At 74.4% G+C, this 18,755-nt stretch carries 9 protein-coding genes; 5 read left to right on the top strand and 4 right to left on the bottom strand.

Features of this window, described 5'->3' with window-relative positions:
• Window positions 1–49: 49 nt before the first annotated feature.
• From ACZ6KY_RS24420 to ACZ6KY_RS24430, 3 genes are read left to right on the top strand one after another with little or no spacing between them, the layout of a single operon-like run.
• Window positions 50–7,372 (top strand): amino acid adenylation domain-containing protein, encoded by a 7,323-nt coding sequence (locus ACZ6KY_RS24420; RefSeq protein WP_469312402.1) that lies wholly within the window; start codon window positions 50–52, stop codon window positions 7,370–7,372.
• Window positions 7,369–8,766, top strand: a complete 1,398-nt coding sequence (locus ACZ6KY_RS24425; protein WP_469312403.1) for a cytochrome P450 — start codon at window positions 7,369–7,371, stop codon at window positions 8,764–8,766. Before ACZ6KY_RS24420 ends, ACZ6KY_RS24425 begins: the two co-directional genes overlap by 4 nt.
• A gap of 39 nt (window positions 8,767–8,805) precedes the next feature.
• A complete protein-coding gene (locus tag ACZ6KY_RS24430) occupies window positions 8,806–10,098 on the top strand; it encodes an MFS transporter (protein WP_469312404.1) in 1,293 nt (430 codons plus the stop codon).
• A 100-nt stretch (window positions 10,099–10,198) separates the two neighbouring features.
• On the opposite strand, the gene ACZ6KY_RS24435 is transcribed toward ACZ6KY_RS24430, so the two are convergent.
• From ACZ6KY_RS24435 to ACZ6KY_RS24445, 3 genes are all read right to left on the bottom strand, one after another.
• Window positions 10,199–13,114: a helix-turn-helix transcriptional regulator gene (locus ACZ6KY_RS24435; RefSeq protein ID WP_469312405.1), complete on the bottom strand. Its 2,916-nt coding sequence runs from the start codon at window positions 13,112–13,114 to the stop codon at window positions 10,199–10,201.
• Window positions 13,115–13,259: 145 nt separating this feature from the next.
• Window positions 13,260–13,457: a hypothetical protein gene (locus ACZ6KY_RS24440; RefSeq protein ID WP_469312406.1), complete on the bottom strand. Its 198-nt coding sequence runs from the start codon at window positions 13,455–13,457 to the stop codon at window positions 13,260–13,262.
• 91 nt (window positions 13,458–13,548) lie between these two features.
• Window positions 13,549–16,638, bottom strand: a complete 3,090-nt coding sequence (locus tag ACZ6KY_RS24445; RefSeq protein WP_469312407.1) for a type 2 lanthipeptide synthetase LanM family protein — start codon at window positions 16,636–16,638, stop codon at window positions 13,549–13,551.
• 523 nt (window positions 16,639–17,161) lie between these two features.
• Between ACZ6KY_RS24445 and ACZ6KY_RS24450 the strand changes: the two genes are divergently transcribed.
• Entirely contained in the window at window positions 17,162–17,770 is a 609-nt protein-coding gene (locus ACZ6KY_RS24450; protein ID WP_469312408.1) for a helix-turn-helix transcriptional regulator, read from the top strand.
• Window positions 17,767–18,378, top strand: a complete 612-nt coding sequence (locus ACZ6KY_RS24455) for a response regulator transcription factor (protein WP_469312409.1) — start codon at window positions 17,767–17,769, stop codon at window positions 18,376–18,378. Before ACZ6KY_RS24450 ends, ACZ6KY_RS24455 begins: the two co-directional genes overlap by 4 nt.
• 91 nt (window positions 18,379–18,469) lie before the next feature.
• Here the strand turns inward: ACZ6KY_RS24455 and ACZ6KY_RS24460 are convergent, their stop codons facing one another.
• Window positions 18,470–18,592, bottom strand: a complete 123-nt coding sequence (locus ACZ6KY_RS24460) for a hypothetical protein (RefSeq protein ID WP_469312410.1) — start codon at window positions 18,590–18,592, stop codon at window positions 18,470–18,472.
• Window positions 18,593–18,755 lie beyond the last annotated feature (163 nt).

Raw genomic sequence — 18,755 nt, forward strand, 5'->3', positions numbered from 1 at the left:
CCCGCCCTGCCCCAGGAATTCTTCCCGAGTTCGAGATCGGAGTGACCCGATGACCACATCCGACATGCGCCCCGGCCCCCTCGCCCCGGCCGATGGGCCGTCCCCGTCCGGCGGCCTGTCCCCGGCCGCCCGGCGGCTGCTGGAGCAGCGGCTGCGCGGCCGGACCGCCGGACGGGACGACGGTCTCGTACGGACCCGTCCCCGCCCCGACCGGACCCCGCTGTCCCCCGCCCAGCAGCGCCTGTACTTCCTGGACCGCCTCGACCCCGGCGCCGCCACCTATCTGATGCCCGCCGCCTGGCGGTTCACCGGCCCGCTGGACCCGGCCGCCCTGGGCGCGGCCGTCGCGGACCTGACGGTCCGGCACGAGCAGCTGCGGACGGTCTTCCCCGAGCACGAGGGCATTCCGTACCAGCGGCTCCTGCCCGCCGACCCCGACTGCCTGGAGGTCGTGGAGACGGGCGGCCCGTCCGGCGCGGACCGCGAGCGGCGGGTTGCCGCCGCCGTGCACGCGGCCGCGGTGCGCCCCTTCGACCTCGCCCGGGAACCCGCCTTCCGGGCCACCCTCGTCCGCGCCGCCGACGACGACCACGTGCTGGTCCTCGGCATGCACCACATCGTCGCCGACGGCTGGTCGCTCGGCCTGATCGTCCGCGACCTCACCGAGCTGTACCTGGCCAGGACGCGGCAACGCCCCGCCCTGCTCCCCGAACTCCCTCTGGAATACGCCGACTACGCGATATGGCAGCGGCAGGGCGACCCGTCCGCCGCCCTCGACCACTGGCGCTCCCGGCTGGCCGGCCTCACCCCGCTGGACCTGCCCACCGACCACCCGCACCCCGACGCCCCCGGCAGCGGCGGCGCCGTCCACACCGTCACCCTGCCCACCGCGCAGGCCGACGCCCTCACCGAGCTGAGCCGGCGCGCAGGCACCACGCCGTACATGACGGTGCTGGCCGCCTTCCAGGCCGCGCTGGCCTTCCACAGCGGGCAGCAGGACATCGCCGTCGGCACCGTCGTCGCCAACCGTGAGCGGGCCGAGACCGAACAGCTCGTCGGGTTCTTCGTCAACACCCTTGTCATGCGCGGCGACCTCTCCGACGACCCGACCCCGGCCGCGCTGCTCGCCCGAACCCGGGGACGCGTCCTGGAGGCGTTCTCGCACCAGTCGGTGCCGTTCGAACAGGTCGTCGACGCGCTCAGCCCGGAGCGCGACCTCGCCCGCAACCCCCTCGTCCAGGTCCTCTACACGCACACGGACACCACGACCTCCCGGTTCGACCTCGCTGCGGCCACCGGGGCGCCGTACCGGATCGACCTCACCACCGCCAAGTTCGACCTCACACTCGACCTGCGCGACGGCGACGGCCGCACCGACCTGGCGTTCGTCTACCGGACCGACCTGTTCGAGGAGGCGTCCGTCGCCGCGCTCGCCCGGCACACCGTGAACCTGCTTCAGGCGTTCCACGCCACCCCCGACACCCCGCTCAGCGCCATCGACCCGCTGACCTCCGCCGAACGCGCCCACCTGCTCGGCCCGGACGGACCCGCCAACGCCGGTCACGAGCCCCTGACCGTCCCGCGCACCGCCGCCGACCGCGTCGCCGGATACATCGCCCGTACCCCGCACGCGGTCGCCGTCAGCGGAGCGCACTCCCTGACCTACGCCCGGCTCGACGCCCGCGCGTCCCGCCTCGCGCAGCGGCTGCGCGCGGCCGGGGTCACCCGCGGCTCGCTGGTCGGCGTCTGCCTCGACCGCACCCCCGACCTGGCCGTCGCCCTCCTCGCCGTCTGGCGCGCCGGTGCCGCCTACCTGCCGCTCGACCCCTCCCACCCCAAGGCCCGCCGCGAGTTCACCGTCCAGGACTCGGGCATCGACTGGATCGTCACCGACACCGGCACCCGCGCCGCCGTCGACGCACTGCCCGTCCGGGTGATCGCGCTGGACGAGGACGGCGCGCCGCAGTCCCTGAGGAGCGAGGACGGTGCGCCGGAGCCGGTGCGGACCGAGGGCGGTGTGCCGGAGCCCGCGTGGACCGACGACGTCCGCCCGGCACCCGACGACCTCGCCTACGTCATCTACACCTCCGGCTCCACCGGCCGCCCCAAGGGAGTCGAGGTCACCCACGGCAACCTGGCCTGGCTGCTGGACGCCGCCGACCGGCACTTCGACTTCGGCCCGGACGACGTGTGGACGCTGATGCACTCGCCCGCGTTCGACTTCTCCGTGTGGGAGCTGTGGGCGCCGCTGGCGAGCGGCGGACGCGTCGTCGTCCTGACGGCGGACGAGGTGCGCGATCCGGTGGCCGTGCACCGGGTGCTGCGCGAGGAGGGCGTCACCGTCCTCAACCAGACCCCGGCCGCCTTCAAGGGCCTGCGCGCCCACCTGAAGGACGCTGGTGGCGGCTTCTCCGAACTCGCCCTGCGCACCGTGGTCTTCGGCGGTGATGCCTTCGACGTCCGTGACTACCGCGGCTGGTTCACCGCCCCGGGACACCGGCCCACCCTGGTGAACATGTACGGGATCACCGAGACCACGGTGCACGTCACGATCCGCACCATCACCGAGCAGGACGTCGTCGCCGGCGTCCGCTCTCCCATCGGCCGCCCGCTGTCCGGACAGCACGGCTACGTCCTCGACGCCCGGGGCCGGCTCGTGCCGCCCGGCAGCACCGGCGAGCTGTACGTCTCCGGCGGCGGCGTGGCCCGCGGCTACCGCAACCGGCCCGAGCTGACCGCCGAACGCTTCCTCGACGACCCCTTCGCCGCGCCCGGCGCCCGCATGTACCGCACCGGCGACCTGGTCCGGGTGCTGCCCGACGGCCAGCTGGCGTACGTCGGCCGCGCGGACCACCAGGTGAAGATCCGCGGCTACCGCATCGAGCCCGGCGAGATCGAGACCGCCCTGCGCGCCCTGCCCGGCGTCGCCGACGTGGCCGTGGTGGCCCGCCGCGACGGCGGCACGGCCCGCCTGGCCGCCCATGTCGTCACCCCGGAGGCCCGCCCGCTCGACACCGACGCCCTGCGCGAGGGGCTGCGGCTGACCCTGCCCGACTACATGGTCCCCGCGCTGTTCGTCCGCCACGAACGCCTCCCGCTGACCGCCAACGGCAAGGTGGACCGGGCCGCGCTGACCGCCGTCGTCCCCGCCTCGACCGCGCAGCACACGCAGGTGCCGCCCGAGGGGCAGGTGGAACAGGCCCTGGCCGGAGTGTGGAGCCAGGTGCTCGGCGCCGGACACGTCGGCCGCGGCGACAACTTCTTCGACCTGGGCGGCGACTCCATCCTCGCGCTGCGACTGGTCGGCCTCGGACGCACGGCCGGGCTCGCCTTCACCGTCGCCGACGTCTTCCGCGCCCGCACCCTGGCCGACCTCGCCGCCCTCGTCACCGAAGCCGTCGAAGCCCCGGCCCCCGTCGCCCCGTTCTCCCAGCTCGACCCCGCCGACGCCGGCCGCCTGCCCGACGGGCTCGACGACGCCTATCCGCTCACCATGCTCCAGGCCGGCATGCTGCACGAGATGCTCGCCGACCCCCGGCGCGGCGCCTACCACAACGTCACCGACCTGAAGATCACCGTGCCGGAGGGCTTCGACCTGGGCGCGTTCCAAGCGGCCGTGGACGCGGTGGTCGCCGGGCACCCGATCCTGCGCAGCTCCGTCGACCTCGTCTCGTACCGCGAACCCCTCCAGCTCGTCCACCGCGCCGCCCGTCTCCGGGTCGGCTACACGGACCTGCGTGGCCTGCCGCGCGAGGAACAGAGGGCGCGGCTGCGCCAGTTCGTCAGCGAGGAGTTCGAGTACCGCTTCGGCCTCGCCACCGCGCCCCTGGTCCGCATCCACCTTCACCACATCACCGACCACGACCTGCGGCTCGTCCTCACCGACTGCCATGTCGTGCTGGACGGCTGGAGCCTGACCTCGCTCGTCGCCGACCTGCTCGCCCTGCACCGGGACGCCGTCGCCCACGGCACCGCCCCACGGCCGCCGCAGGCCCCGCCCTTCGCCGAGTACGTGGCGCTGGAGCGGGCCGCCCTGGACAGTGAGGAGTCACTGACGTACTGGCGTGAACGCCTCGCCGACCTGCGGCCGGTGACCCTCCGGCGGCGTGCGGCGGGCGCAGGTGCGGACCGGCAGCCGGTGCACGAGGTACGGCGCTCCTACGCCCACCTCGCCGAACGCATCGGCCGGCTGGCCAAGGATGCCGGGGTACCCCGCCGTACCGTGCTGCTCACCGCCTTCCACCACACCATGAGCCTGTTCGCCGACCGCGACGAGAGCGCGCTCGGCCACAGCATCGGCCTGGTCACCAACGGACGGCCCGAGCTGCCCGGCGCGGACCGGATGCGCGGACTGTTCCTGAACACCGTGCCGTTCGGCGTCGCCCGCCCGCGCGCCGACTGGCGTTCCTACCTGCGGGACGTCTTCGCGGCCGAGCAGGACATGCTGCCGCACCGCAGGGTGCCCCTCGTACGCATCGCCCGGCTGCGTCCCACCGAGCCGAACCTGACCGACACGGTCTTCAACTACGTCAACTTCCACCGGCTCTCGCACGACTCCTGGGACGAGTCCCTGGAGATCGCCCGGACCATGTTCCCGCTGCTGGTGAACGCCAGCGTGAACGCCTTCACCCTCGACGTGGACCCCGAGTTCGTCGACCCCGTCACGGCCGAGCAACTGGCCGACGTGTACTGCGCCCAGCTGGAGGCCATGGTCGAGGGTCCGGACGCCCGCGTCACCCGCCCCGCGCTCACCGGCGCGGCCCGCGCCACCGCCCTGGACGTCTGGGCCCGCGGCCCCGAGATCCCCTCCTCCCCGCTGCTCTTCCACGAGCACATCGCAGCCCACGCCGCCCGCACCCCGCGCGCGGTCGCCGTCGAGTACCGCGGACAGCGGCTGACGTACGGCGAACTCGACGAGCAGGCAGAGCAGTTGGCCCGACGGTTGCGCCGGCTGGGGGTCGGCCCGGAGACCGTGGTCGGCATCTGCGTCGAACGCGGCCCCGACCTGGTGCGCGCCGCCGTCGGCGTACTGCGCTCGGGCGGCGCCTTCCTGCCGCTGGATCCGCAACACCCCACCGAGCGGCTGGCGTTCATGGCCGAGGACAGCGGCATGCGGGTGCTGCTGACCCAGCGGGCGCTCGACGGGACGGTGCCCTTCCAGGGGCCCGTGATCCAACTGGACGCCCCCGCCGGATACATGGACCCCGTCCCGGGCCGCCGGCCCGACGCCGACACGCTCGCCTACATCATCTACACCTCCGGCTCCACCGGCACCCCCAAGGGGGTCGCCATCCCGCACCGCGGCCTGTCCAACATGATCGAAGGCCAGCGCGACCTGGTGCGCCCCCGCTCCAGGGACCGGGTCCTGCAGTTCGCGTCCTTCGGATTCGACGCCTCGATCCTGGAACTCACCTGGTCCCTCGCCAACGGCGGCCGCCTGATCACCGCGCCCAAGGAGGACCTGCGCCCCGGCCCCGACCTCGCCCGCACCCTGCGCAGGGCACGGGTCACCGGCGCCATGCTGCCGCCCAGCGCCCTAGCCGTGCTCGGCGAGGACGACTTCCCCCGGCTGCGGGTGCTCCAGGTCGCCGGCGAGGCGTGCCCGGCCGAACTCGCCGACGCCTGGTCACGCGGCCGCCGCTTCCAGAACGTCTACGGCCTCACCGAGACCTCCGTGTGGACCCTCTCCGCCGAACTGAGCCCCGGCCAGGGCCACCCGCCCATCGGCACCCCGGCCCGCAACACCCGCGTCCACGTCCTGGACGACGACCTCCAGCCGGTCCCGGTCGGCGTGCCCGGCGAGATCTACCTCGGCGGACAGGGCGTGGGCCGCGGTTATCTCGGCCGTTCCTCGCTCACCGCCTCCACCTACGTCCCCGACCCCTACGGCGCGCCCGGCGAACGGCTGTGCCGCACCGGCGACCTGGGCACCCACCGACCCGACGGCTCCGTGGAGTGGCTCGGCCGCCGCGACGCGCAGGTGAAGCTGCGCGGCTTCCGCATCGAACTCGGCGAGATCGAGCACGCGCTGCGGCGGCTGCCCGAGGTCGGCCAAGCCGTGGTCCTGCACCGCACCGATCTGCCCGGCGAACCGGCCCTCGTCGCCTACCTCGTCCTCCGCGGCCCCGGGCGCCCCGGCCCCGGTGAACTGCGCCGCGCCCTGCGCGCCTCGCTGCCCGCGTACATGGTGCCCGCCAGGTTCGTCCTCCTCGACGAGCTGCCGGTCAACCGCAGCGGCAAGATCGACAAGCGGGCGCTGCCGCTGCCGCCGGCCGAACTGGCCCAGCGCGACACCGAGTACGTGGCCCCCGCCACCCCGGCCGAGAAGATCCTCGCCGAGATCTGGCGCGAGGTGCTGGGCCTTGCCCGCGTCGGCGTCCACGACGACTTCTTCCGCCTCGGCGGCAGCTCCCTGTCCACCGTCCGCGTCTCCCTGACGGCCGCCGGACGCGGACTGCCGGTCTCCGTCGGCGACCTGATCGAGCACCCGACGATCGCCCAGCTCGCCGAGCACGCCACCCGGGCCGCGGGCGACGGCCTGCCCACCGCCGTCACCTCCGAGGTACGGCTGCGCGAGGGCGCGGGGGAGCCGCTGTGGTGCGTGCACCCCACGGGCGGCAGCGCCGCCTGGTTCGTCCCGCTCGCCCGGGCCCTGCCGCCCGGCCGGCCTGTGCACGCCTTCCAGGCCCGGGGACTGCTCGGCGGGGTCGACCCGAGCACCGTGACCGGGATCGCCGCCAACTACGTCGCCGAGATCACCGACCGGGGCGACAAGGGCCCGCACGCCCTGCTCGGCTGGTCCATGGGCGCCAACATCGCCCTGGAGATGGCCACTCAGCTGGACAGCGCCGGTCACCCGGTGGCGCCGCTGGTCCTGATCGAGCCGTATCTGCCCAACCTTGCCGCGCGCGACCGGTTGAACGGCGTCACCGAGGACCTCCGTACGGCACTGCGCCAGCGGAACGGGCTGCGCGGCATGCCGCCCTCCGCGGAGCGCGACCGGGCCACGGCCGAACTCACCGCCACCCTGCTGGGCGCGGGTATGAGCCCGGCCGAGGCGGCACTCGTCGAGGACGCGCCCATCGAGGTGTGGCACTCGCTGCTCGCCGCCCTCGCCGGTTACGAGGTCCGCCCGTACCCCGGACATGTGCACCTCGTGGTCGGCAGCGAGGCCGCCGGCCTGCCCCGGGGGCGCACCATGCCGGGCCTGGACGTCGACTACGACACCTACGTCGCACGCTGGCGCGAACTGGCCGGCGGCGGACTCACCCTGCACGTCAGCGAGGGCGACCACATGTCGATGATGGCCGAGCCGAGGGTCGACGGCATCGCCGACATCCTCGTCGCGACCGAGGCGGGAGAGGCCCGATGACCACCGCTGCTCCGATGACCACCGCTGCGTCGATGACCGTCGCGGCCGTCGAGACAACGGCGGCCGTCGAGATCTCCGCCTCCCCGGTGGCCGTCGCAACCGCCGCTGCACCCGCGGCCGTTGCGACCACGGCCTGCCCGGCGGCCACCGTCCTTGCCGGTGCTCCGGGCGCCGCCGCACCCGCCTTCACCGAGCGGTACCTGCTCTCCCCGGAGATGGTCGCCGATCCCTACGGCCGGCTCGACGCCCTGCGGGAGCATGCTCCCGTCTACTACAGCCCGATGCACCACGCCTGGCTCGTCACCGGGTACGACCCGCTGATGCGCTGCCTGCGCGACCCCGCCGTCTCCGCCGACCGGGTACGGCCCCTGATGGACGCTGTGCCGCAGGGCGCCCGCGAGGATGCCGAGCGGGCCTTCGGGATCCTGTCCCGCTGGATGGTCTTCAACGACCCGCCGCAGCACCGCAGGCTGCGCCGGGTCTTCCAGGAGGCGTTCGCCGCCCGGGCGGTGGCCCGCTACCAGGCATTCACCGAGAAGGCGACCCGCGCCGTCCTCGCCCGCAAGGCCGTGCCGGGCCGCACCGGCGACCTCGTGGCCGACGTCGCCAAGCCGCTGCCGGCGCTGGTGTTCGCCCGCTGGCTCGGCATCCCCCGCACCGACGCACCCGCCTTCTGGTACTGGAACGCCCGCGTCGCCGACCTCGTCCTCGGCACCGCCCAGGAGGAGAGCGAGTACCGGGCGTCCCTGCAGGCGCTGGTGAGCCTGGAGGACTATCTCGCCGACCTCGTCGCCCGCCGCCGCGCCGAACCCGCCGACGACCTGATCAGCCAGGTGCTGCGGGAAGGCCGGGTGGGCGAGTCGGTCACCGAGGAGGAGTTCGTCGGGATGCTCACCCAGATGGCGTTCGCCGGCGGGGAGACCACCAGCAACCTCATCGCGAACGCCGTCCTCGCCCTGCACACCCGGCCCGACCAACTGGCCGCCGTCCGCGAGGACCCCGGCCTGGTGCGGGGAGCCGTGGAGGAGACCCTGCGCCTGGACGGACCCTCCAAGATGTCGATCCGCACCGCCGTCCGCGACCTGGAGCTGGACGGCCGCACCCTGCGGGCGGGCGACCGGATCTTCCTGGTGACCGCCGCCGCCAACCGCGACCCGGCCCGCTTCCCCGACCCCGGCCGGTTCGAGGTCCGCCGCACCGGCGCCACCCACCTCGGCTTCGGCTTCGGCGCCCACTTCTGCATCGGCGCCGCACTGGCCCGGCTGGTGGCCGTGGCCGCCGTGGGCACCCTGGTCCGCGACCACCCGGGCCTGACCCTGGGCGACCCCGGCGCGCTGAACTGGCAGCCCTCCCTGCTCAACCGCAGCCTCACCGCCCTGCCCGTCAGCTACTGACCGGACCTCCGCAAACGTCCGCATGACGAAAGGCACAGCATGACCACCACCCTCGCCGGCGCCGGTCCGCGGCTGTGGGCACCCGCCCGGCACCGGCCGTTCCGGCTCCTGTGGCTGGGACAGTCGCTGTCTCTGCTCGGCGACGGCTTCAGCGTCGTCGCCTTCTCCTGGATCACCCTCGGACTGACCGGCTCCACCCTCACCCTCGGCTACGTCCTCGCCTTCCAGGCCGTACCCCGCGCCCTGCTGACCCTGGTCGGCGGCACCCTCGGCGACTCCTGGTCCACGCGCACCCTGATGATCGCCTCCAGCTGGGCCCGCGCCGCATTGATGACGGTCGTCGGACTTACCGGTCTCACCGGGCATCTGACGGTGTGGACGCTGTGCGCGGCGGCCGCGCTCTTCGGCGCCGTCGACGCCTTCTTCCAGCCGGCGCGGGTGTCGATCCTGCCCTCCGTGGTGGACGAGAGCCTGCTCACTCCGGCCAACGCGCTGCTGGGCGCCGGCTCGCGGACCGCCGCCGTCGTCGGCCCGGCCGTCGGGGGCCTGGTCATCGCCCTGACCCGCGCACCGGTCGCGTTCCTGGTCGACGCCGTCTGCTTCGTGCTGTGCGGCTGGTGCGTGTCGCGCATAGGCCCCCGGGCGCGAACGGAGGGCGCGGTGGCGAGGACGACGGAGGCGGCGGCCGGGAAGGCCGAGCCTGCGGCCGATACCGTGGCCGAACGGCCGCCATCGCTGGGCGCCCGTATCCGAGAGGGCGTCGTCTTCACCCTGCGCGACCCCCGGCTGCGTACGATCGTCGCCCTCGATACGGCCGTCAACTTCTGCTACGCCGGGCCCTTCACGGTCGGTTTCGCCACGCTCGCCGACCAGGTGCTGCGGGGCGGCTCGGCCACGCTGGGCGTGCTCAACGGGTCCCTGGCCGCAGGCGCGATGCTCGGCACGCTGGTGGGCGGCGCGGTCGGCGGCAGGCCCCGGGTCGGACTGCTGGTGGCGGCCCTGGCCGGCTGGCTGGGCGCGGGGATGGCCGTCCTGGGGTTGGTGCATAGCACCGCGGGGGTCGTCGCGACCGTGCTCGCCATGGGATTCGCCATCGGCTTCCAGGGGGTGTTCGGGCTGAGCTGGATCCAGCGGAACATCCCCAAGGACGTGCTCGGCCGCGTCATCGCGGTCGACATGGTCCTTGGGTACGCGGCCGCCCCGCTGTCGCTGATCGCGTGCGGCGCGCTGGCCCGTGTCGACACGCTCGCCCTGTTCGGGGCGGTCGCCGCGGTGCTCGCCCTCACGGGTCTCGCGGTACTCGGGTCCCGGGAGGTGCGCCGGATGCGATAGGCGCGTCCGGCGGATCAAGTCGCAGGGAAGGAACGGTGCCCTGTCGGTGCAGATGTGCGTGCCAGACCCCGCGTCTGAGGCGTGATCCGCCGGACGGGCCCTAGCCGGAGCGCAGGGCGGCCGACCGAGCGCACAGGTCCGCGCGGTTGGTCGCCCCGGTCTTGGTGACCAGGCTCGCGATGTGCTTCTCCGCCGTACGGGGCGATATGAACAGCCGGTCGGCGACGTCCTTGTTGGACAGCCGCTCCGCGAGCAGCCGGAACACCTCGAACTCGCGCACGGTGACGCCCTGCGCGCGCAGTTGGTCGGGGATGCCGCTGGTGCCGGTGCGGTGCTGGTGCACGGGGGCGCCGAGCCGGCGCAGCCCCGCCCGGCAGGCGCCGGTGACGGCCGGGACGTCCCGCTCGTGGAAGTAGTGCTCGGCCCGGCGTAGCCAGCCCACCGGGTCGCCCCAGCCGTCCTGGTGTGCCGCGTCCGCGATCAGCCGCAGTCCGAGATGCTGCGCCAGCGGATAGGGCTCGGCCACCGTCAGTGCCGACTCGACTGTCTGCGCAGCCCGGGCCGCCTCGCCCTCGCGGCCCAGCAGCACGGCCTCCGTGAGCAGCACGAACTGCCGGTTCCAGCGCATGCGCGCCATGGCGGTGGCGCTGATCTCCTCGTGCCGGGTCCGGTCCGCCCGTCCGGCCAGCATGTCCAGCAGCAGCATCAGGCCGTGGGTGCCGCTGAGATGGTAGGTGGAGGGGTTGTCCGCCTCCAGCGCCAACACCGTACCCAGCTCGGCCCGGGCCTGCTCGCGGTCCTCCTCCAGCAGCGCGCAGAAGGCACGGGCCAGGCCATGGCTGAGCGGCTCCTCCTGGGAACCGGCGCCGTCCCACTCGGCGAACGCGGCCAGCACCGCCTCCATCCCCGTACGGTTCCCGTGATGCGCCTCCAGGACGGCCTGCGCCATCAGGACGTACCGCGTGGCGGGCGCGAGCCGCAGCCGGCGTACGACGGCCAGGCACTCGGCGGCGGAGGACCGGGCGGTGTCGTAGTGGCCGCGCAGCACCGCGTCGAGGACGAGGATGCCGTCGACCGTGTGCACGATGTTGACCGAGCCGAGCCGCAGCGCCTCCTCGCGGGCCGCCAGCAGGCCGGAGGCGTCCCCCTTGGCGAGCCAGGCGTTGCCGCCCAGCCGGGTGGCCGCGTACATGCGCTGGAGCGGCAGGCGATGGCGTTCCGCCGTGGCGAGGGCCTGCCCCAGCATCGCCTCGGACTCCTGCGGGTCCCGTTCGCGGGCCACGGTCGCGAGCAACTCCTGGGCCTGGCAGGCGACGACCGGCAGTCCGTGGCGTTCGGCGGTGTCGGCGGCCGAACGAGCCAGCTTCTCCGCGTGCTGGGTGCGGTCCGGACCCGGGGTGTCCAGGGCCAGATAGGCGGCCGTGACGTCGACAGCGGCGGCGGTCACCTCGTCCGGCGCCGCCGCCAGCACCTCGCGGGCCCGGTCGATCTGCCGGTTGCCGTCGCTCCACCGCCCCGCGGTGTGGGCGACCTTGGCCAGCCGGGCGTGCAGCGTGGCCAGCCGGGCCGGACCCAGCCCGGAGCCGCCCAGCGCATGCAGGTCCTCGGTCAGATCGAAGGCGCGGGCGAAGTCACCGGCCTCGGCGAGCGCCGGCAGCAGGTTCTCCAGCACCGCGGCGCGCGCCTGGGGATCGTCGGCGTCGGCGAGCAGGCTCTCGGCACGCCCCAGCAGGGTCACCGTGGAACCGAGCGCGCCGGCCGCCAGGGCACGGCCGCCCGCGTCCGCGAAGAGCAGGCCGGCCTCGACCCGGTCCCCGGCCTCGCAGCGCAGCCCGGCCGCCAGCGCGCACCAGTCGCCGTGCAGATCGGGGTGCAGTTCCTCCACCGCCTGCGCGGCCCGCCGCGCCAGGTCCGCTCGCTGACCCGGCGTCATCTGCGTGAACAGGGCCTCCACGGTGAGGGAGTGCCGGAAGGAGTACCAGTCGGGGGCCGGTTCGTCGGGGATCACCAGCCGCGCCGCCAGGCCGGCGTGCAGATGGCTGAGCAGCGAGCGGTCGTCGACGCCGGTCATGCGCTGGAGAACGGTCAGGGAGAAACGCCGGCCCAGCACGGCCGCGGCCGACAGCAGGGTCAGGCCCTGAGCGCCCAGCAGGTCGATGCGGCGCAGTATGCCGCGCGCCAGCGTCGACGAAACGTCACTGCGCAGATCCCCGACGGCCCGCCAGCCGTCCGGCCCCTGCACCAGCGTGCCGGCTCCGATCATGGACTGCAGGAGTTCCTCGACCAGGTACGGGCTGCCCGCGCTGGCCTCCCACAGCCGCCGCAGGACCGCCTCGGGCACGTCCTGCGGTTCGTCGACGCCCAACTGGGCCGCGATCATCCCGTGCGCCTGCGGCCGGGTCAGCGGCGGCAGTTCGAGCAGGGTGGCGGCGCCCCGGCGGCGCGCGGACTGCGCGAGGTCCAGGGCGTCGCTCAAGTCCGTGCGCACGGTGGCCAGCAGCAGTACGGGCGTGTACTCGAGGTTGTCCACCAGGTACTCGAGGACGCCCAGCGTCTCGGGGTCGGCGTCGTGCAGGTCCTCCAGCAGCAGGAGCTGGCCCTGCCCGCGCCCGGCGGCGCTGAGCAGGCGCAGCACCGCCTCGCCCAGGATGACCATGGAACTGCTGTCCCGCTCGCCGGTGTCCCAGTCGGGAATCAGCCGTCCGAGCACCGGCTGGTAGGGGCCGAGGGCCAGGTCGTCCATGGGGACGCCGCCACGGAACAGCGACATCAGGGCCTCGGTCAGTGGCCGGAACGGTACGGCCGGGCCCGTGGTGCTGCTACGGCCCCGCAGCACCCGCATACCGGTGTCCAGCGCGTCGCCCACGGCCTCCGCGGCGAGCCGCGACTTGCCGACCCCCGCCTCCCCGACCAGGAACACCACACCGCCGCGTCCCTGTCGAGCGTCGGTCAGGGCGCTTTCGAGCACTGCGAGTTGGGAGTCCCGCCCGACCAGGGAAGGCGTATGGGAACGCATGAACGCTGATGATAATCGGAATGTCGGGACCTGGGGCAGGTCGCCCGGAACCGGCGCGGGCCGCGTACGGCCCCCCTGCGCACGCGGCGGCGCGGGCCCGCCCGGCGGACCCGCGCCATCACGCGGTGTCAGGACCGGCGCCCGGTCACTTCGGTGCGGAGACCGAGGTGTCGAGCGTGCTCAGCGTGATGACGATGCCGCTGGTCAGGACCATTCCGGCCAGCACGCGGGCGCGGGCGCAGGCGCGGTTGCGGCCCTTGAGCGTGATCCCGCCCGCCGCGTCCTGCTCGGCGCCGGTCTCGGTGATGTCGGCGGCGGCGGTGGCGGCGAGATGCTTGTCCATGACGGTGATCCCCTTCTGATGTCCCGTGCGCGGCGCACGGGGTGGAGGTGGAGAAGTGCTGTGGTGCTGACGGGCAGAGGAGCGTGGTGGGTCAGTGGCCGGGGTGCCCGAGGAGCAGGGCGGACGGCACGGTGTCGGGGTGAGCCAGGCGGAGCAGTCCGTAGCCGATGCCGGACAGGCCGGTCAGCAGTCCGGGGGAGGGAACGTGGTCGGGGGTGGCACACCGGTGGCCCTGGGCTTCGACGAGCGCCAGCACCTGGCCGGTGCGCCGGGTCAGTGTCTCGGCGGCCGGGGCGTCACCCTGGCCGGCGAGCACGGCCAGGGCCTCCAGCGTTCCGAGCGAGCCCTGACCGAGGCTGAGGTCGGGACGCACCTCGGCATTCCGCAGCCGGGCCGAGAGCGTGGCGGCCGACGGCAGTGAGGCGGCAGCAGCCACGCCGGCCAGCCCGCGGGCCCAGGACGGGTCCGTACCGGTGGCCTCCGCGTGCCGGACCGCGGCGTCGAGCAGTTCCCGGGCGGTGGCCGCGTGCGCTGCGGAGCGCTCCGGTCGCCGGGCGGCGTAACGCAACAGCGCCCAGCCGATCCCGGCGGTGCCGTCCGCGAACCCGGGGTCCGTGCCGAGGGCCGGCGTCGCCGCCAGCAGCCGGTCCGCGAGCGCGTCCGCCAGCCTCAGCGCCTCCGGCTCGCCGGTCGTCTCGTGTACGGCGACGGCGGCGGCCAGTGCCCCGGCCGTGCCGCCGGCCAGCCCCGGGTCCGGGCAGGCCGCCGCGGCGTTGCCGAGCGCGGTGAGCGCGTCGGGCAGACAGTCGAACGGTTTCCCGCCGAGCAGTGCCGGCAGCCGGACCAGGGCGTAGAGGACGCCGCCGAGACCGTCGTAGGCACCTGGACCGGCCGCCGCGCTCAGTTCGGGGTCGGCGGCCAGGGCCTTCAGCAGGGCGGGCAGCGGCCGGACCGCCTCGCGGGCCAGCGCGGCGTACCGGTGGGCCCCGGTCAGCGCGCTTGTGTGGGCCAGGAAGAGCGCGACCCCGCAGTAGCCCTGCGCGAGTCCGGCGCCCATGGGCAGCACCGCCCAGTGCGGACCGGAAACGCGCTCCAGCCCGAGCCAGTTGGAGCGGCCGCCGTCCCGTACCGCGCGGGCGGCGATCTCGTCGGCGATCCCGCACGCGGCGGCCAGCAACCGTGACGCGTCGGGCACGACAGCGGGCACGGGTGCCACGGCGAGCGCGGACCGCGGCCGGTTCGGCGCGGCACAGACACCCCGCGCAGCCAGGGAGGCCGAGACGATCCACTCCTGGTCGTGGCAGTCGACCTCGTCCATCCTCGCGATCTTCTTCTGCACGGCGGTCAGGCTCGCCTCCGGCAGTACGTCCGGCAGCCAGGTCCCCTCGGCCGTCCGGACCCCCGTGCCGGACGGCCGGTGGACGAACAGGGGGACGTCGCCGCGCCACAGGTCCGCCGTCTCGTGCTCGACGAGCCTCCCGCGCGCCTCGTCGAGCGCCGACTCGGTCCACAGCACGGCGAACACACCTTCCCGGGCGAGCGCGTCACCGAGCAGCAGCGGATGGGTGGACTCCTCCAGCAGCGTCGCGTACAGGCGGGTGGAGCGGGCTATGAGCCGCGCCGGGCTGTCGGCATGGACCGTCAACAAGCCTCCCTCGCAGGTCAGTTCGTTGCCGTGGGCGACGATGGCCGCGTAGGCCGTGCGGAACCCGTCGAGTAGGGCCGCCCGGTGGTCCGCACCGTCCAGGGGGTGTCCGTGGGGCAGCGGCTGGTTCTGCCCGGCCGGGCTGAGCAGAGGTGCCCGCACGGCCCGCATCGTCTCCAGGCCGCTGTCCTCCCAGTGCAGCCCGTCGCTGGGGTAGGTGCCGTCGGTGGAGCGGCCGAGCGCGGAGATGTCGAGCGACCCGCGCTCGCCGATCAGCAGGTGGGGCAGCAGACAGGTGCGGTGCACCGAGGAGTGCAGGGCGTCAGCGGCGGGGTCGGCGCCGGCCGTCATGGGCTGCGGGAACCCGGTGTGCAACAGCGTCTCGGCGTCCACCAGGACCGGCTGGTCGCCGCAGGCGATGACGTTCTCGTAGTGCATGTCGGCTCCGTCCACCGCGTAGAGCAGTGCCAGCAGCGAGCCCTGTCGGCGGTAGAAGGCGTCGGCCTCGGTGACCGTCCGGCACCAGCGGTGTGCCACGAACTCCAGCCAGCCGTGGCGTTCCCGGCGCACAGTGCGCGGGGTGCGCAGCGCCAGCCCCGGTACCTTGGTCTGGAGCCAGGCCGTCAGTTCGTCCAGCAGGGCGTGCTGGCCGAGCGGGCGCGGCTTGTACACCACCCGGTCACCGTCCGCGAAGTGCAGGATCGCGACCGCCCGGTTGCCTTGGTGAGCATCGCCGAGCCCCAGCTCGACCCGGGCGAGCGCACCGGGGTCGCGTCCGTCCAGGAGACCGGTCACCAGGTCGTCCCGGTCGGCCCGGAAACGCGCCACCAGCTCGGCCGTCGCGTCCACGGCGTCCAGCGCGCTCTGCCCGAGCATCCGGGCCAGCACCGGGTAGGTGGCGAACAGGCCGCAGAGGCCGTCCCGGGTGCCGGTGTCCGCGACGAAGGAGGCGAACCGCTCGCGCGGACCCGCTCCGCGCAGCCGTCCGGCGCGCCGGGCCCCGTCGAGCTCCCGCACCAGGGTGCGGGCGGCCGGCCGGACCAGTTCACGGGTCAGCCATCGCTCGAACTCGCCGCACCACAGGCCCCGTTCGGTGGCGGTGACCTCCGGCAGCAGGGCGGCGAGCCGGGAGGCGGACGCTGCGACGAGCGGTCGTACGACGTGTGCGAAGACCTCGGGCCCGGTGCCGTCAGTGGCCGGCTGCTCCGGCTCCTGCGGGTTCTCGGGGGCGGCTTCCAGAGCCGCTTCGACGTACTGCGCCCAGCCGGGCTTCTCGGCCCGGGCGCAGAGCCGCTCGGCAGACTCCGCGGCGAGGGCCGTCGCCGAGGCACCGCCCACGCCGAGATGCGCCAGCCGCAGCGCGAAGCCCTCCGCGTCACCGACGGCCCAGGGGGCGTAGCCGGTGGCGGCGGAATCGGTGGGCGCGGCCGGGAGTCCGGGGGCGGCGAGCCGCTCCGCGAGGGACAGCGCCGGGGCCCACCAGGCGAGCGGCAGGCCGGCGCTCCGGGGAGCCGGGAGGCTGGCGGTTTCAGTCACGTCAACGAAGGTCGCAGACGCCGCCGACCCCCACATGGGGAAGTGACCCCCATATTCTGCGCGGCCCCTCCCCACGGGCGGGGAAAAGTGGGGGAGGCAGCGCCCGGACACGGTGAAACCGCAGGTCGGCACGGGACTACCCAGGTTCCCCAGGAGGGCGGCCGAACGACCGTCCTCGACCCTTCCCCACGGCCCTCGCACCGTGCCGTCGCCGGGAACACCCCCATTCCCGCGCTGTCCGACCCCCATGCGCCCCCTCCGCCGTGCCCGCGGGGTACGACCTCGCACCGTGCGAGGCCCGGCAGCGGGCGTCGACACCCCGGACACCCCGGACACCCCGGACACCCCGGACACCCCGGACGTTCCCCCGTACCGGGCCCACCCGCGCGGCTGGGCCGGCACGGAAAGGTGGGGACCGACTACGGATGCCCGCGACCGGCCGGTGGCGGCACGGTGGAGCGCAGTACCCCTCAGACCGCCCGCAGTCTTCCGACCGGGCGGACGACCTTCCAAGGAGCAGCAGATGGGAGTTCCCGTCCCTGTCGGTGTGGTCGCCCTCGACCCGGTCCTGGAGTCCGGCACGCGCAGTGTCCTGCAGGCCTGCCCGGAGCTGGACCTGTGCGAGCCCGGTGACGCCCGCGTCGCCGTCCTCACCATGGACCGGCTGGGCCCGGCCGAATTCGACATGGTGCGCAGCACCCGCGCCGGGCGGCAACGCCCAGCCGTCGTCCTGGTGAGCGGAGTTCTCGCCTCCGGCGATGCTCTGCACGCCCTGGCCGCCGGCGCCCGGGGCCTGTTGCTGCGCCGCGAGGCCGACGCGTCCCGGCTGTCCCACGCGGTGCTGGCCGCCGCCCGGGACGACTGCACCGTACCGATGGATCTGCTGGAACAGGTCCTGGACCAGCCTGCCGAGACCCGACATGGCGACGGCTGGGCCGGCGGCGCGCTGTCCGACCGCGAACGATCGGTGCTGCGACTGCTCGCCGACGGGCACGAGACGGCCGAGATCGCCCAGCGCCTCGCCTACTCGCCGCGCACCGTGACCACCGTGGTGCACGACATCACCCAGCGGTTCCGGCTGCGCAACCGCGCACACGCCGTCGCCTACGCACTCCGGGCGGGCCTGCTGTGACGGCCACGCTGACCGCCGCCCCCGGCGCGCCCACGGCGGTGCGCATCCTGCCGTCGCGGCACGCGGACCGGGTCGGCGCCCTCGCCCGCCGCGCCGGACTGGACTGCGCGCCCGGCCGCGCGGAGCCCGGAACGGTCACCGTCGTCGTCGCCGACGACGTCGAACGGGCTCTGCGCGGACCGCGGGAGCCCGGCCCCCTGCTGCTCGTGTGCGACACGGTCGGCCGGTCCGGGCTGCTGCTGGCCCTGCGCGTCGGGGCGGTCGTACTCAGGACCGCGGATCTCACCGAGGAGAGCCTGGCGGCGGCTGTCCGCCGTGCCGGACAGCCGCACCCGAGCATCCCGTACCCGGAGCTGTCCCACCTGTTGACGGCCGATTCGCAGCCCGGTCGGCCGGGGACGAACGAGGCCGGGCCGACTTCCCTGACGGGCCGTCAGGCATCCGTGCTGCGCCTCATGGCCGAGGGGCACCAGAACGCGGACATCGCCCGGTCGCTGGACTGTTCCGAGCACACCGTGAAGAACGTCATCTACGAGATCATGGCGCGACTGCAGGCCCGCAACCGTGCCCACGCGGTCGCGCGGGCCGTGCGCCACGGCCTGATCTGACATGCGGCCGTCATCGCGCGGCGGGACGGGAGACGGGTACGGCGGGCATCGCCCGCCCGTCACCCCGCCCGGCCGTGACCGGCGCCCGGCCTCAGAAGCCGGGCGTCGGCAGCAACCGGGGCGTCAGGCGCTCCTCCACCGTCCGCTCGCCGTCCCGGCGCACCATGTACTGCCCTGCGGAGGTGGCGAGGATGGTGGGTTCCGGAGCGGTCACGCGGCGATCGTAGCGCGGGGGTCCTGCTCTGGACGCGGGGGAGTCGTGAGGGCGGAGCGCGGCCGACGGGGGCCGACAACGCGGCGGGGGGGGGGGGGGGGGGGGGGGTCCTCCCCCCCCCCCCCCCCCCCCCCCTTTTTTGTTCTTTTTTTTGGGTTTTTTT

The organism is Streptomyces sp. NPDC042002, from assembly GCF_055588305.1.

Coding starts and splice junctions, on each gene's coding strand:
- ACZ6KY_RS24420 (WP_469312402.1), top strand. CDS start 50: ATGACCACATCCGACATGCGCCCCGGCCCCCTCGCCCCGGCCGATGGG.
- ACZ6KY_RS24425 (WP_469312403.1), top strand. CDS start 7,369: ATGACCACCGCTGCTCCGATGACCACCGCTGCGTCGATGACCGTCGCG.
- ACZ6KY_RS24430 (WP_469312404.1), top strand. CDS start 8,806: ATGACCACCACCCTCGCCGGCGCCGGTCCGCGGCTGTGGGCACCCGCC.
- ACZ6KY_RS24435 (WP_469312405.1), bottom strand. CDS start 13,114: ATGCGTTCCCATACGCCTTCCCTGGTCGGGCGGGACTCCCAACTCGCA.
- ACZ6KY_RS24440 (WP_469312406.1), bottom strand. CDS start 13,457: ATGGACAAGCATCTCGCCGCCACCGCCGCCGCCGACATCACCGAGACC.
- ACZ6KY_RS24450 (WP_469312408.1), top strand. CDS start 17,162: ATGGGAGTTCCCGTCCCTGTCGGTGTGGTCGCCCTCGACCCGGTCCTG.